Origin of the sequence: Streptomyces sp. NBC_00873, from assembly GCF_045207415.1 — a bacterium.
GTDB lineage: Bacteria > Actinomycetota > Actinomycetes > Streptomycetales > Streptomycetaceae > Streptomyces.
Genome location: NZ_CP108803.1, coordinates 1,290,634 through 1,305,177 on the forward strand (window position 1 = coordinate 1,290,634; position 14,544 = coordinate 1,305,177).

General features: G+C 70.8%; 12 protein-coding genes and 2 pseudogenes. 3 read left to right on the forward strand and 11 right to left on the reverse strand.

Annotated features, from left to right (window positions below; genetic code table 11):
- Positions 1-166 precede the first annotated feature (166 nt).
- On the reverse strand, positions 167-1,039 hold the full coding sequence (locus tag OH809_RS06080) for an oxygenase MpaB family protein (protein ID WP_406423364.1): 873 nt from the start codon (positions 1,037-1,039) through the stop codon (positions 167-169).
- 300 nt (positions 1,040-1,339) lie between these two features.
- Positions 1,340-1,841 (reverse strand): annotated as a pseudogene (locus OH809_RS06085) (macro domain-containing protein).
- 242 nt (positions 1,842-2,083) lie between these two features.
- Here OH809_RS06085 and OH809_RS06090 point away from each other — a divergent pair.
- Positions 2,084-2,815: a MerR family transcriptional regulator gene (locus tag OH809_RS06090; RefSeq protein ID WP_406423363.1), complete on the forward strand. Its 732-nt coding sequence runs from the start codon at positions 2,084-2,086 to the stop codon at positions 2,813-2,815.
- Between the two features lie 40 nt (positions 2,816-2,855).
- Here OH809_RS06090 and thrS read toward each other — a convergent pair whose 3' ends face one another.
- The 6 genes and pseudogenes from thrS to OH809_RS06120 form a co-directional block, all read right to left on the reverse strand.
- Positions 2,856-4,181 carry a threonine--tRNA ligase gene (gene thrS, locus OH809_RS06095; protein WP_406423362.1) on the reverse strand — a complete coding sequence of 442 codons (1,326 nt, stop codon included), beginning with the start codon at positions 4,179-4,181 and terminating at the stop codon, positions 2,856-2,858.
- A gap of 137 nt (positions 4,182-4,318) precedes the next feature.
- Positions 4,319-6,490, reverse strand: coding sequence for a 3-hydroxyacyl-CoA dehydrogenase NAD-binding domain-containing protein (locus OH809_RS06100; protein WP_406423361.1), 2,172 nt, complete (start codon positions 6,488-6,490; stop codon positions 4,319-4,321).
- 38 nt (positions 6,491-6,528) lie between these two features.
- Complete coding sequence (locus OH809_RS06105; RefSeq protein WP_406423360.1) at positions 6,529-7,743, reverse strand: acetyl-CoA C-acetyltransferase; 1,215 nt, start codon at positions 7,741-7,743, stop codon at positions 6,529-6,531.
- A 36-nt stretch (positions 7,744-7,779) separates the two neighbouring features.
- Positions 7,780-8,922 (reverse strand): acyl-CoA dehydrogenase family protein, encoded by a 1,143-nt coding sequence (locus OH809_RS06110; RefSeq protein WP_406423359.1) that lies wholly within the window; start codon positions 8,920-8,922, stop codon positions 7,780-7,782.
- 10 nt (positions 8,923-8,932) lie between these two features.
- A pseudogene (locus OH809_RS06115) lies at positions 8,933-9,208 on the reverse strand (hypothetical protein); the annotation flags it as partial.
- 86 nt (positions 9,209-9,294) lie between these two features.
- Entirely contained in the window at positions 9,295-10,437 is a 1,143-nt protein-coding gene (locus tag OH809_RS06120; RefSeq protein ID WP_406423358.1) for a CaiB/BaiF CoA transferase family protein, read from the reverse strand.
- Between the two features lie 403 nt (positions 10,438-10,840).
- Here OH809_RS06120 and OH809_RS06125 point away from each other — a divergent pair, with 403 nt between their 5' ends.
- Positions 10,841-12,031, forward strand: a complete 1,191-nt coding sequence (locus tag OH809_RS06125; RefSeq protein WP_406423357.1) for a saccharopine dehydrogenase family protein — start codon at positions 10,841-10,843, stop codon at positions 12,029-12,031.
- A gap of 45 nt (positions 12,032-12,076) precedes the next feature.
- Here the strand turns inward: OH809_RS06125 and mmpA are convergent, their stop codons facing one another.
- Both mmpA and OH809_RS06135 read right to left on the reverse strand, forming a co-directional pair.
- Complete coding sequence (gene mmpA, locus OH809_RS06130) at positions 12,077-12,220, reverse strand: morphogenic membrane protein MmpA (RefSeq protein ID WP_393308459.1); 144 nt, start codon at positions 12,218-12,220, stop codon at positions 12,077-12,079.
- Positions 12,221-12,306: 86 nt separating this feature from the next.
- Positions 12,307-12,984: an endonuclease V gene (locus tag OH809_RS06135; RefSeq protein WP_406423356.1), complete on the reverse strand. Its 678-nt coding sequence runs from the start codon at positions 12,982-12,984 to the stop codon at positions 12,307-12,309.
- 61 nt (positions 12,985-13,045) lie between these two features.
- On the opposite strand from OH809_RS06135, the gene OH809_RS06140 reads away from it, so the two are divergent.
- Entirely contained in the window at positions 13,046-13,342 is a 297-nt protein-coding gene (locus OH809_RS06140; RefSeq protein WP_406423355.1) for a YciI family protein, read from the forward strand.
- A gap of 84 nt (positions 13,343-13,426) precedes the next feature.
- Here OH809_RS06140 and OH809_RS06145 read toward each other — a convergent pair whose 3' ends face one another.
- Positions 13,427-14,524, reverse strand: a complete 1,098-nt coding sequence (locus OH809_RS06145) for a WD40/YVTN/BNR-like repeat-containing protein (RefSeq protein ID WP_406423354.1) — start codon at positions 14,522-14,524, stop codon at positions 13,427-13,429.
- Between the last annotated feature and the right edge of the window lie 20 nt (positions 14,525-14,544).

Sequence of the window (14,544 nt, forward strand, 5' to 3'; positions counted from 1 at the left end):
ACCCACGCCGGAGGCCGTGGCGGCCCGCGCAGGGCGCTCGCCCGCGGGGAGCGGCTTCCCCAGCGCCCCTGTCCGCACAAGGGCCCGTACGGCCGCGGCCGACCCGCAGGCGCCCGCAGTCGCCGTGGGCGCATCGAGCCGCTGAGCACCGTGGGCCCGAGTGCGCTCAGCAGGCGCCCCGCACCCGGTGGGCGGCTCGGGCCCGGCGCGCGTACGGCAGATAGCGCAGCCGCTCAGGAAGTACGGGCACCACAGCCCGGATGACACCGCAGAACCGCCGCAGCCTCCGCTCCTGCGCGTCCGTCCATTCCAGACCGATCGCCTCGCGCGCGTCCGGTGGCATCAGCCCGATGGTGATGAACCTGCGGAACCGGGCCAGTGGCGGGAACAGGACCGGCCACAGGGCCTTGATCAGCAGCCTGACCGGCCGCGGACCCCGGTCCGGCGGCGGTACCGGCCGGTCGGTGGCGACCAGCTCCTCGACGACGACGGTCGCCTCTATCTCGTCGGCGAGCACCTTGCGGTAGTACGGCCAGAACTCCTCGATCGACTGCGGCATGTCCCGGTCGTGGATGCCGAGGACCCGGCCGACCTGGAGCCATTCCCGGTACAGGGCCCGTTCCTGCGCGTCGGTGAGGTGGCGAACGAGATAGCGCGTGGCGTGCCGGTAGATGGGGAAGCCGGTGGCGTGCACCCACGCGTAGTTCTCCGGTGACAGTGCGTGATAGCGGCGCCCTCGGCTGTCCGTGCCCTGGATGGTGCGATGCAACTTCCGCAGCCTGCGCCCCTCCTCGGCTGCTTCCTCGCCCCCGTACACCCAGAGCTGGAGCGAGCGCAGGGACCGTTCGCCGCGCCCCCACGGGTCCGTACGGAACACCGAGTGCTCGTCGACGCCCGCGCCGACCGCCGGGTGCGCGACCTGGAGGGTGAGGGCCGCGGGCAGCATCAGCAGGGCGCGGACATCCCCGGCGAGGCTCCACAGCACTCCGCCGGGCGGGGGCGGCTCCGGGGCGCTCCCCCGGGATTCTTCGCTGCTCATGCGGGCGCTCCCAGCAGTCGGCGGGCGTGCGGATCGGTACGCGGCTGATGTGTGTTCCAGTATGCGATCTCCGGCGAACCGGCGAGCGGCAGGGGCGGCGGGATCCAGCCCGGCAGGTGGTGGCCCTCCAGACGGCGTTGGGCACCCCGGCACCGGTGAGCAGATCGCCCGCGGCGTCGGCCACCGAGGTCTTGCCCGACCCGACGGTGCCGGTGATCAGAAGGGCGCGGGCTTCCGGAGCGCTGTCGGATCGCATGCACAGATGACTGCGGCGAGCACCCGTTCACCGGTGACGAGCGTTCAGCCACGGTGCGCGACGGACCCCTCCCCGTAGTCGTACACCGTCACAGGTATCCCCCGGCTCACCAGCCGCTGCTCGATCAGCGGCTCGATCCGGGACCAACTGCCGCCCGCGAGACCGCAACCGATCCGTGGCATATGAACCGACGCCCCCAGCTCGACAGCCCGTTCGGCGACCAGGCCCAGCCCGGTGTCGATCGCCTCGTACCGTACGGGCACCCCCTTGCTGCCCGTACGCATTCCCCGCTGCCCCACCATGTTCGCCACCCACACATAGGGACCCACCCGGACGAACTGCGCCGCGCCCAGGCCGAAGTCATTGCCCGCGCGCTCCCGGTGCCAGCGCCGGTAGGCGGCCTCCGGTTCCGGCCAGCGGCGGGAGACGGCGAGGACGAACCCCTTGCCCCACCCGCCCAGGTCGTTGCAGACATGCGCGATCAGTTTGACGCCCTTGCCCCGCGGCGCCGTGGCGTCCCCCCCGTACATACATGATCTCAGGCATGACACCAGCGTAGGAGCCGCCAGTGACAACCGGCCGGGTTCAGCCGTCCCCGTACAGCGCCTCGATGAGCACGCCGTACTTGTCGCGGATCACGGACTGCGCTTCGATGCTGCCGGACACTTTCACAACAGTGGTGAGACAGCAATACTGTTGAACCGGATTGACGCAACGGAAGCGGTCGTGCCCACGTACAGCCGTGACCGAGGACAGCAGTGCCCAGCGGTCAGCAGCGAGGAGCAGACATGGCGACCGGGACCGAGGAGCCGACGCTCACCGTCGACGAGCTGGCGGCGCGCGCCGGAGTCACCGTACGCACCGTGCGTTTCTACAGCACGCGGGGGCTCCTGCCGCCGCCGGTGATCGGACCGCGCCGGGTCGGTCACTACGGGCACGAGCACCTCTCGCGGCTGGCGCTGATCGAGGAGCTTCAGCACCAAGGCATGACCCTCGCCGCGATCGAACGCTACCTGGAGCAGCTGCCGCCCGATCTGAGCGCGCACGACCTGGCCATCCACCGGGCGCTGGTGGCGTCCTGGGCACCGGACTCGGCGGAGCACGCGACCCGGGCGGAGCTGGAGCGGCGGGCGGGACGGGCACTGGCCGAGGGGGACATCGACCGACTGGCCGCGATGGGCGTCCTGGAGCGTGCGGGGGCGGCGGCCGGCAGCTACCGGGTCGATCCCGGGCTGCTGCGTCTCGGCGTCGAGCTGCTCGACGTACCGATCGCGCACGAGACGATCCTCGCGGCCCGCACGGTGCTGCTGGAGCACACCCGTTCCGCCGCGCACGAGCTGACGCGGCTGTTCCGGGACGAGGTGTGGAATCCGTACCGGGAGCGGGAGTCGGACCCGGAGCAGGTGGCGGCGATGAAGTCGCTGTCGGCCCATATGCAGCCGATGGTGCTGCAGGCGCTGGTGACCGCGTTCCAGCGGTCGCTCAAGGAAGAACTGCGGGCGGCGTTCACGGCGGAGTGAGCCCGCCGCCGACAGGGGCTCACTGCCGGTGGACGGTCCGTCAAGAGGCGTCGTCCCACAGCTCGGTGCTGTGGGCGTCGATGAGCGCGCCGATCCGTTCGAGGAAGGCGTCGGCGGGCTGCGGGTCGAGGCGGCGGCCGTCGCGCAGTCGTACGGCGACGTGGTCGTCGGCGGCTTCCCTGGCGCCGATCACGACCTGGTACGGCACCAGGCGGTCCTCGCGGATGCGTGCGCCCAGGGTGCCGCGTTCCGGTCCGGCGATGCCGGCCCGCAGCCCGAGGTCGGTGCAGCGCCGGGCCAGCGCCTCGGCGTGGGGCAGCTCGGCCTCGGAGATCGGGAGGATCGCCAGCTGGGTCGGGGCGAGCCAGGGCGGAAACGCGCCGCCGTGTTGTTCGATGAGATGGGCGACGGCCCGCTCCACGCTGCCGATGATGCTGCGGTGGACCATGACCGGCCGGTGTTTCGCACCGTCCGCGCCGATGTAGTGCAGGTCGAACTGCTCGGGCTGGTGGAAGTCGACCTGGACGGTGGACAGGGTGGATTCCCTGCCCGCACCGTCGGTGACCTGGACGTCGATCTTCGGGCCGTAGAACGCGGCCTCGCCCTCCGCCGAGTCGTACGGCAGGCCGGAGCGGTCGAGTGCCTCGGTGAGCAGGGCGGTGGACCGCTGCCACTTCTCGGGCGCGGCCACGTACTTGCCGCCGGGGCCGGGGAGGGAGAGCCGGTAGCGGGCCGGGCGGATGCCCAGCGCCTCGTACGCACGGCGGATCATCTCCAGGGCGGCCCGTGCCTCGTCGGCGACCTGCTCCAGGGTGCAGAAGATGTGCGCGTCGTTCAGCTGGATGGCGCGGACGCGGGTCAGTCCACCGAGCACGCCGGAGAGTTCGGAGCGGTACATGCCGCCCAGTTCGGCCATGCGCAGCGGCAGCTCGCGGTAGCTGTGGGAGCGGGAGCGGTAGATCACCGCGTGGTGGGGGCAGAGACTCGGCCGCAGGACGACCTGTTCCGAGCCCAGGTCCATCGGCGGGAACATGTCGTCGCTGTAGTGCGACCAGTGCCCGGAGATTTCGTACAGCTCCCGCTTGCCCAGCACCGGCGAGTACACATGCTGGTAGCCGGCCCGCCGCTCGGCGGCGCGGATGTACTCCTCCAGGGTGTGCCGCACGGTCGCCCCGTCGGGCAGCCAGTAGGGAAGTCCCGCGCCGATCAGCGGGTCGGTGTCGAAAAGGTCCAGCTCGCGGCCGAGCTTGCGGTGGTCGTGCATGGCGGTCTCCTCGCGGTCATCGGGCGAGTGACCGCAAGCCGAAGCCCCGGGGCACTCGCCCCGGGGCTTCGGACTGAGACATCTGTCAGCGCGCCGGGACACTCTCCGGCGTCGTCGTCATGGCAGCGCGCTTCATGCAGCCGACGTTAGCAGGGTGTCCCGCTGTCCACCCGGTATTTCCGCCCGGAGGGTGCGCATAGCGCAGCCTCGGGCCGGTACGTGGTCCGCGGGGGTGCCGGTCAGTCGTGGAAGGTCTCGCCCTTCTCGGCCTTCTCCACCAGCAGCGCGGGCGGCAGGAACCGGTCGCCGTACTTCTCGGCGAGTTCCCGGGCGCGCGCCACGAAGCCGGGCAGGCCGCCCTCGTACCCGTCGATGTACTGGAGGACGCCTCCGGTCCACGGCGGGAAGCCGATGCCCATGATGGAGCCGATGTTGGCGTCGGCGACCGAGATGAGGACGTTCTCCTCCAGGCAGCGGACACTGTCCAGTGCCTCGGAGAAGAGCATCCGCTCCTTCATGTCCTCGAACGGGACATCGGCATCCGTCCTGGTGAAGTGCGTGCGCAGCCCCGGCCACAGCCCGGTCCGCTTGCCGTCCTCGTCGTAGTCGTAGAAGCCCGCGCCGCCGCTGCGTCCGGTGCGTCCGAACTCGTCGACCATCCGGTCGATGACCGCGTCCGCGGGGTGCCCGGCCCAGGTACCGCCCGCCTCCTCGACCGCGCGCTTCGTCTCGTTGCGGATCTTGCGCGGCAGGGTCAGCGTCAGTTCGTCCATCAGCGAGAGGACCTTGGCCGGGTAACCGGACTGCGCCGCGGCCTGCTCGACCGACGCGGGCTCGACGCCCTCGCCGACCATGGCGACGCCCTCGTTGATGAACTGGCCGATGACGCGGGAGGTGAAGAAGCCGCGCGAGTCGTTGACGACGATCGGCGTCTTCTGGATCCGGCGGACCAGGTCGAAGGCGCGTGCCAGTGCCTCGTTGCCGGTCTGCTCGCCCTTGATGATCTCGACCAGCGGCATCTTGTCGACGGGCGAGAAGAAGTGCAGGCCGATGAAGTCTGCGGGGCGGGTGACGCCCTTGGCGAGGACCGTGATCGGCAGGGTCGATGTGTTGGAGCAGAGCAGCGCGTCGGGCTCGATGATGTCCTGAATCTCCTGGAACACCTTGTGCTTGAGCGCGGTGTCCTCGAAGACCGCCTCGATGACGGCGTCGCAGCCCGCCAGATCGGCCGGGTCGCCGGTCGGGGTGATGCGGGCCAGCAGTTCGTCGCGCTTGGCCTCGGTCGTGCGGCCCCGGGAGAGTGCCTTGGCGAGGAGCTTCTCGCTGTATGCCTTGCCCTTGGCGGCCGCCTCCGTGGTGACGTCCTTGAGGACGACGTCGATGCCGGCGCGAGCGCAGGAGTACGCGATCCCGGCGCCCATCATCCCGGCGCCGAGGACGGCGACCTTGGTGACCTGGCGCTCCTCGATGCCCTTGGGGCGGTTGGCGCCGGAGTTGACGGCCTGGAGGTCGAAGAAGAACGCCTGGATCATGTTCTTCGAGATCTGGCCGGTGACGAGCTCGGTGAAGTACCGGGCCTCGATGGTCAGCGCGGTCTCGAAGTCGACCTGGGAGCCCTCGACGGCGGCGGCCAGGATGTTGCGGGGCGCCGGCATGGGGGCGCCCGCGAGCTGCTTCTTCAGGTTGGCAGGGAAGGCGGGCAGGTTGGCCGCGAACTTCGGGTTCGACGGGGTGCCGCCGGGGATCCGGTAGCCCTTGACGTCCCAGGGCTGCTGGGACTCGGGGTGGGCGTCGATGAAGGCGCGGGCCTTGTCGAGCATCTCCTCGGGTGTGGCCGCCACCTCGTGGACGAGGCCGTTCTCCAGGGCGCGCTTCGGGGTGTACTGGGTGCCCTGGAGGAGGACCTTCAGCAGCGCGTCGGCGACGCCCATGAGGCGTACGGTGCGGGTGACGCCGCCGCCCGCGGGCAGCAGGCCGAGGGTGACCTCGGGCAGGCCGATGCGGGAGCCGGGCGCGTCGAGGGCGACGCGGTGGTGGGAGGCGAGCGCGATCTCGTAACCGCCGCCGAGGGCCGCTCCGTTGATGGCGGCGACGACGGGGATGCCGAGGGTCTCGATGCGGCGCAGCGAGTTCTTGATGGCGGTGCCGACGTCGAAGGCGTCCTGGGCGTTCTCGGGACCGACCTTGATCATGTCCTTGAGGTCGCCGCCCGCGAAGAAGGTTTTCTTGGCGGAGGTGTAGATGATGCCGCGGATGGAGTCCTTCTCGGCTTCCGCGCGGTCGGCGACGGCCGCGATGGAGTCCTTGAAGGCCTGGTTCATCGTGTTGGCGGATTGGTTGGGGTCGTCGAGTACGAGGGTGACGACGCCGGTCTCGTCCTGTTCCCAGCGGATGGTCGTGCTCTCGGTCATTGCTGTGTTCTCCGTAGGCAAGGGGTGGCCGGGGACGGTCAGAGACGCTCGATGACGGTGGCGATCCCCATGCCGCCGCCGACGCAGAGGGTGGCGAGGCCGTACCGCTTGTCCTGGCGCTCCAGTTCGTCGATGAGCGTGCCGAGGATCATCGCGCCGGTGGCGCCGAGCGGGTGGCCGAGCGCGATGGCGCCGCCGTTGACGTTGATCTTGTCGAGGGAGAGCCCCATGTCCCGGGCGAAGCGCAGCACGACACCGGCGAACGCCTCATTGATCTCGACGAGGTCGATGTCGTCGATGGTGAGTCCGGCCTTGGCGAGGGCCTTGCGGGTGGCGGGCGCGGGGCCGGTCAGCATGATGGTCGGCTCGGAGCCGGAGACCGCGGCGGAGATGATCCGGGCACGCGGCGTGAGTCCGTACCGCTCGCCGGTCTCCTTGTTGCCGATGGCGACGAGTGCGGCGCCGTCCACGATGCCGGAGGAGTTGCCCGCGTGGTGGACGTGGTCGATCTTCTCGACCCAGTGGTACTTCTGCAGCGCCACGGCGTCGAAGCCGCCCAGCTCGCCGATGGTGGCGAACGAGGGCTTGAGCGCGGCCAGCGAGTCGGCGGTGGTGCCGGGGCGCATGTGCTCGTCGTGGTCGAGGACGACGAGGCCGTTGCGGTCCTTGACCGGGACGACGGAGCGCGCGAAGCGGCCGTCCTTCCAGGCCTCGGCGGCCCGCTCCTGGGAGAGTGCGGCGAACTCGTCGACGTCGCGGCGCGAGAAGCCCTCGATGGTGGCGATGAGGTCGGCGCCGACGCCCTGCGGGGCGAAGCCGGTCTCGTAGTTGGTCATCGGGTCCATCGCCCAGGCGCCGCCGTCGGAGCCCATCGGCACCCGGGACATCGACTCGACACCGCCGGCGAGGATCAGGTCCTCCCAGCCCGAACGGACCTTCGCGGCAGCCAGGTTGACGGCTTCCAGACCGGAGGCACAGAACCGGTTCTCCTGGACGCCCGCCACCGAGTCCGGGAGTCCGGCGGCGATGGCGGCGATCCGGGCGATGTCGGAGCCCTGGTCGCCGAGCGGGCTGACCACGCCGAGGACGATGTCGTCGATGGCGGCCGGGTCCAGGCCCGGGAAGCGGCTGCGCATTTCGTGGATGAGGCCGACGACGAGGTCGATCGGCTTGGTGCCGTGCAGGGCGCCATTGGCCTTGCCTCGGCCGCGCGGGGTGCGGATCGCGTCGTAGACAAACGCTTCGGTACTCAAGACAGCAGCCTTTCGAGGGTGGTCGATCGTCAGGGGTCAGGCAAGCAGCGAGCGGCCGATGATCTCCTTCATGATCTCGGTCGTTCCGCCGTAGATGGTCTGGATGCGGCCGTCGGTGAACGCCTTGGCGACCCGGTATTCCGTCATGTAGCCGTAGCCGCCGTGGAGCTGGAGGCAGCGGTCGGCGACGCGCTTCTGCAGTTCGGTGGCCCACCACTTGGCCATCGACGCGTGCACGGCGTCGAGCTTCCCGTCCGAGTGGTCGACGATGCACCGGTCGAGAAAGGCCCGGGTGACGGCGCACTCGGTGGCCATCTCGGCAATCTCGAAGCGGATGTGCTGGAGCTTGGAGAGCGGCCGCCCGAAGGCCTCGCGCTCCTTGACGTACTGGGTGGTGATCTCCAGGAGGTACTCGGCGGCGGCGATACCGGCGACCGCTATGCCCATCCGCTCCTGCGCCAGATTGGTCATCAGGTGGATGAACGCGCCGTCGCGCTCACCGAGCAGGTTCTCCTTGGGGACGCGGACGTCGTTGAAGAACAGCTCGGCCGTGTCCTGGGACTTCTGGCCGATCTTGTCGAGATTGCGGCCCCGCTCGAAGCCGTCCGCACCGCGTTCGACGACGATCAGCGAGAGCCCCTTCGCGCCGCCCTCCGCAGTGGTCTTCGCCACGACGATCACCAGGTCGGCGAGGATGCCGTTGGAGATGAACGTCTTCGAGCCGTTGAGCAGCCAGTGGTCGCCCTTGTCCTCGGCGGTGGTACGGATGCCCTGGAGGTCGGAGCCGGCGCCGGGTTCGGTCATCGCGATGGCGGTGATGATCTCGCCGCTGCAGAAGCCGGGCAGCCAGCGCCGCTTCTGCTCCTCGGTGGCAAGGCCGGTGAGGTAGGGGCCAATGACATCGTTGTGCAGGCCGAGCGCGAGCCCGGGGGTGCCGGCCCGGGTGAACTCCTCGGCGAGGACGGCGCTGTAGCGGAAGTCGGTGGTGCCGCCGCCCCCGTACTCCTCGGGGACGGCGAGGCCGAGCAGCCCTTGCCGGCCGGCCGCGAGCCAGGCCTCGCGCGAGACGATGCCGTCCTTCTCCCACTGCTCGTAGTGCGGAAGGACTTCCTTGGTCAGGAAGGTTTGGACGGTCTCACGGAACGCGTCGTGCTCCTCGGTGAAGATCTGCCGCTGCACTGCGGGCCCCCTAGAGCCAGTTATTGACGGTGGAGATCAGCCGGGCCGGGTCGGGACCGACCGGGATGACGTTGAGCATGGTGACGCCGGCCTCGCGGAACGCCTCGATGCGGTCGCGTACGTATCCCTCGGGCCCGCGCAGCGACATCAGCTCGCAGAACTCGTCCGGGACGGCGGCCTCGGCCTCCTTCTTCTTCCCGGAGAGGTAGAGCTCCTGCTTCTTCTTCCCGGAGAGGTAGAGCTCCTGGATGAGCGCGGCTTCCTTCTCGTACCCGTACGCGACGGCGTCAAGCCCGGCGGACTCCAGCGCGGCGACCTGGTCGCAGACCTCGCGCGGGTCGCCCGCGTAGTTCAGCGGCTGGGAGAGTTCCATCAGTCGGTGGGGTCCTTCCGGGGCCGGTGGATGCTCGGTACGTCCCAGTCCCGGGCGACGCCCTCGGTGTCCGCGCCGGGCTGCGCGGGTCCGCTGCGTACGGAGACGGGGGTGGCGGAGAAGCGGGGTGCGGGGGCGGGCTGGGTCAGGCCGCTGTGTTCGACGAAGGTGGAACGGGCCGCGAGGTGCGGGTGGTGCGGGGCCTCGCGGAGCGACAGGACCGGGGCCACACACGCGTCCGTGGCTTCGAAGACCTCGGTCCACTCCGCGCGCGTCCGGGTCCTGAACCGGTCGGCGACGACCCTGCGCAGCTCCTCCCAGCGGGTGAAATCCCTGCGGTCCGGGGCCCGGTCCTCGATGCCGAGAAGCTTGATGAACTCGTCGTAGAACTGCTGCTCCAGCGGGCCGACCGCCATGTACTGGCCGTCGGAGGTCTCGTACGACCCGTAGAACGGGCAGCCGCCGTCCAGGAGGTTGGAGCCGCGCCGGTCCTGCCAGCCGCCGGCCGCCAGCATCCCGTGGATCATCGTGGCGAGATGGGCGGCGCCGTCGACGATCGCCGCGTCCACGACCTGGCCCGCGCCGCCGGGGGTGCGGGCGTGCTGGAGGGCGGCGAGGACACCGACGACGAGGTAGAGCGAGCCGCCCGCGTAGTCGCCGACCAGATTGGCGGGGACGGTGGGCGGCTCGCCGGGCCTGCCGATCATGGAGAGGGTGCCGGTGAGGGCGATGTACGCGATGTCGTGCCCGGCCCGTTCTGCGAGCGGCCCGTCCTGGCCCCAGCCGGTCATCCGCCCGTACACGAGCCGCGGGTTGCGGGCCAGGCAGGCGTCGGGGCCGACGCCGAGGCGCTCGGCGACGCCCGGCCGGTAGCCCTCGATCAGGATGTCGGCGCGTTCGACCAGGTCCAGGACGAGGTCCGGGCCGTCCTCGGCCTTGAGGTCGACGAGTACCGAGCGTTTGTTGCGGTTGGTGAGGTCGTACGCGGGGTCGATGCCGAGCCCCGCCCCGCCGGGCCGGTCGACCCTGACGACGTCGGCGCCGAGGTCGGCCAGCAGCATCGCGGCGAACGGGCCGGGTCCGATGCCCGCCAGCTCGACCACGCGCACGCCCGCCAGCGGGCCGTGCTCTGTCGTTGCCATCGAACCCCCAGCGGTGTGACACAACTGATGTAACAGCGATGATGCTAAGAATGCTCCGCGCTCCGCACAACCCTTTTGGCCGAGCAAGCGCTTAGACCGACCGGCAATGGGGGGTGGGTGAAGGAGCGGGGCCGGGGTGTGTGCATCGCAAGGCGGAGGATTGAGCCATGGCGAATGGTGCCTCCCCTGCTCGAGCGAAGCCGAGAGCTCGGGGAACATGGTGATGGACGACAACGCCGCGAGGTGCGTGCCCCAGCCCCGTGACGCCGCCCCCCAATTGCCGATCGGTCTTAGTTCTTTCTCGAAGATCCTCCCCCACGAGCGCCGCCCGCCTGCGCACCGCCACGAACCCCTCCGCTAACCTCTGCCTGCTACATCGGCGCCGGCCCCTGCGGAGGCACTTGTGAACAGGCAGAACGGGGCGCAACGCCCCTATGACATAGTCCTCTTCGGCGCCACTGGCTTCGTGGGTGTCCTCACCGCCGAATATCTCGCCGCCCAAGCACCCGACGGCTGCCGCTGGGCGCTGGCCGGCCGCAGCCCGGCCAAGCTGCAGAAGCTGCGCGAACGCCTGGTCGCCATCGATCCGCGCTGCGCGGACCTTCCGCTGCTGCACGCCGACGCCGACGACCCCGGTTCACTGCGCGCACTCGCCGAATCGGCCCACGTGGTGGCCACCACCGTGGGCCCCTACGTCTGGTACGGGGAGCAGCTGGTCGCCGCCTGCGCGGAGGCAGGGACGGACTACACGGACCTGACCGGCGAGGCGGAGTTCGTGGACCGGATGTTTCTGGAGCACGATGCGCGGGCCCGCGAGACCGGGGCGCGGCTCGTGCACGCCTGCGGCTTCGACTCCGTACCGCACGACCTCGGGGTCTACTTCACCGTCCAGCAGCTGCCGCAGGACGTGCCGCTGACCATCGACGGGTTCGTCCGCAGCAACGCCGTCTTTTCCGGCGGTACGTTCGCCTCGGCGCTCACCGCGATGGGCCGCGGCCCGCAGATGCTGCGCGCCGCGCAGGAGCGCCGGCTGCACGAACCGCGCCTGGTCGGACGCCGTGCCCGCGCCCGCTTCGGCACCCCGCACTTCAGCGCCGAGACCGGCACCTGGGCGCTGCCCCTGCCGACACTGGACCCGCAGGTCATCGAGCGCTCGGCGCGGGCGCTCGCGCGGTACGGCCCCGACTTCCGCTACCGCCACTTCGCCTCGGTGAAGACGCTGCCGATGGCGCTGGGCGGCACGGCCGCGATCGGCGCCCTCGTGGGCGCCGCGCAGCTGCCCGCCGCGCGCAGCCGGCTGATGGACCGGTACGAGCCGGGTGAGGGCCCGGACGCGGAGCGCCGGAAGCGGAGCTGGTTCACGGTGCGGTTCGTCGGGGAAGGCGGCGGACGCCGGGTCTTCACGGAGGTCTCCGGCGGCGACCCCGGCTACGACGAGACGGCGAAAATGCTCGCCCAGTCCGCGCTCTGCCTCGCTCTGGACGAACTTCCGCCCACATCCGGGCAGGTCACCACGGCCGTCGCGATGGGCGACGCACTGCTGGAGCGGCTGCGCGGGGCCGGGCTGCGCTTCCGGGTCGCGGCGACGCGCTGAGCGGATTCGCGCCGGGACGGCCGCGTCCGGCGGGCCGTCCCGGCGTCAGAACATCCAGGACGCGAGCGTGCAGATCATCGAGACGGTCCAGACGACCCCGGCAAGGACCCCGAGAGTCATCCCTATGGCGACGCGTCGCTGGGCGACGTAGACGGTTCCGGCACGTGTGGACGTTCGATGATCGGTCATATGCACCAGAGTGCCGTTCATGATCGGCAAACGGTATCCGTACACATACTCAGCTCAGATACTCGGACGCGCGCGCCGTCGGACCCTCATGCGGTCGCATCCCGGAGAACCCGCCTGCAGAGTGCGTCGGCCCTGCGGGTGGTCTCCGGCTGGCGGAAGTCCCTGGCCAGCCGGAGTGTGTGCGCGCAGGCGTTGTCCAGACCGGTCCGGTGGCCGACGGACACGTACACCGGCTTGGTGCCGTCCTGGGTGCGCAGTGCCCTGCCCACCTCCTGGTCCCCGTCGACGAGCGGGGAGAAGTCGCCGCGCCGGGGGCCCGGCTGTTCGTACGTGAAGGTGAACGGGTTCTTGGCGACGCCGATGACCGGCAGTCCGGTGAGGACGCCGAGGTGGCTGGCGAGCCCGAACCGGCGCGGGTGCGCCCTGCCGTAGCCGTCGCAGACGACGAGGCCAGGGTCGATCGGGAGGGATTCCAGCGCGGCCAACACGGTCGGTACCTCCCGGAAGGCGAGCAGCCCCGGGATGTACGGGAAGGTCACCCGGCCGGTGGCGGTGGCCTCGGCGACGACATCGAGGGTGGCCGCGTCGAGCACGACCGCCGCCGCCACGACGAGGTCCCGCTCGTCGTCGTAGGCGACGTCCACACCGGTCACCCGTCCGGTGCCGGGCGGCGGTCCCGGCTCGTCCAGCACCACGCGGGCGCGGAGGGTGTCCTGGATGGCGCGGGCTTCGGCTGCGTCGGCCGGCGTACGGAGCGTCGTCATGGTGCCTTCCAGATTAGACCGACCGGACCTCCCTCGATGAGGCCTCGGTAGGGTGAGGCCCATGTTCGTACTCGAGTTGACCTACACCGCCCCCGTCGAGCGCGTCGACGCGCTCCTGGAGGCACATGTCGCCTGGCTGGACACGCAGTACGCGGCGGGGGTCTTCATCGCGTCCGGGCGCAAGAACCCGCGCGACGGCGGGGTGATCCTCGCCGTCGGGGACGACCGCACGCAGATCGAGAAGATCACGGCGGCCGACCCGTTCGCGACCGAGGGCGTGTGTGCGTACCGGATCACGGAGTTCATCGCGACGAAGACGTCGGACGAACTCGCCCCGTACCGGCAGCAGTTGTCGTAGCGATTCAGCACGCGCCAGGCTCTGGTGTGGACCGGACATTGCGCGGCAGCCTTTCGGGCGACGCCGGCAGCGTGACGACAGGACCTAACTCATCCGGGCGATCCGCCCCTTCTCCCCCGCCGCCCAGCAGCCGCCGTCCTGCGTGCAGTCCACGGTGTCGTACGAACCCGTGTCGACGGTGCGCCAGGTGTGGCCGCCGTCCGTCGTCAGGTCCGTCCCGGTCGGCCCGACGGCGAGTGCTGTGGAGCGGGTGTGCGGGACCCAGGCGACGCCGGAACGGTAGGCGGTCGGCGGGGTGGTGGATCGCTGCCAGGTCCGGCCTCCGTCGCCCGTGACGGCCGCGGCGTCCGGAGAGGCCTGGCCGGCGCGGTAGTCGCCGCCGACGGCAATGCCGTGCGTACGGTCGCGGAAGGCGAGACCGAAGACGCCGCGGGCCGGGTCCCCAGCCGGAATCGTCGATTCGGTGGCCGCCCAGGTCAGCCCCCGGTCGGCGGAGTGCAGCACCCGTGCGGTGGCCGCCCCGCCGGTCGCCAGCCAGACATCCTTCGGCCCCGAGCTGACCAGGCACTGGCCGCTGGCGGCGAAGCCCGCCTCGCCCGCCTGGGCGGCCGGCATCCCCGCTGTGGGCAGTACGTTCCAGCTGCGGCCGCCGTCCGCGGTGGACAGGATCCGGTACCTGCCGTCGACCGGATCGCTCATGGCGAGCCCGTGGCGGCTGTCGAAGAAGGTGAAGCAGTCGTAGAAGGCACGGGCATCGGTATTGCGGAAGGACTCGGTCCAGGTCGCTCCACCGTCGTCCGTACGGAACACCCGCGACGCCTCACCCTCACCGATGGACAGCGCCACCGCACTCCGCCCGTCGAATGCCTCGATGTCACGGAATTCCAGTGCCGCCTCCGCCGCTCCCGTCGGCGACACGTCGCGCCAGTGACGGCCGCCGTCGGAGGTGCGCAGCACCGTGCCCTTCGAGCCCGCGGCCCAGGCGGTGCGGCGGCTGACTGCGGAGAGGCCGCGGAAGCGGGCGCCGGTTCCTGTCTCCGTGAGTGTCCAGCCCGTCCGGTCGCCGGGTCCGTGCCGCTGCCCCGGCGCGGCCTGCGCTGCCGGCGTCACCAGTGCCGCGGTCAGCGCCGCCCCGCACAGTCCCCATGCCATCAGTCGTGTCGTCTTCCCCTTGGGCCTCATGGCGCAGGAAGCTAACCCAC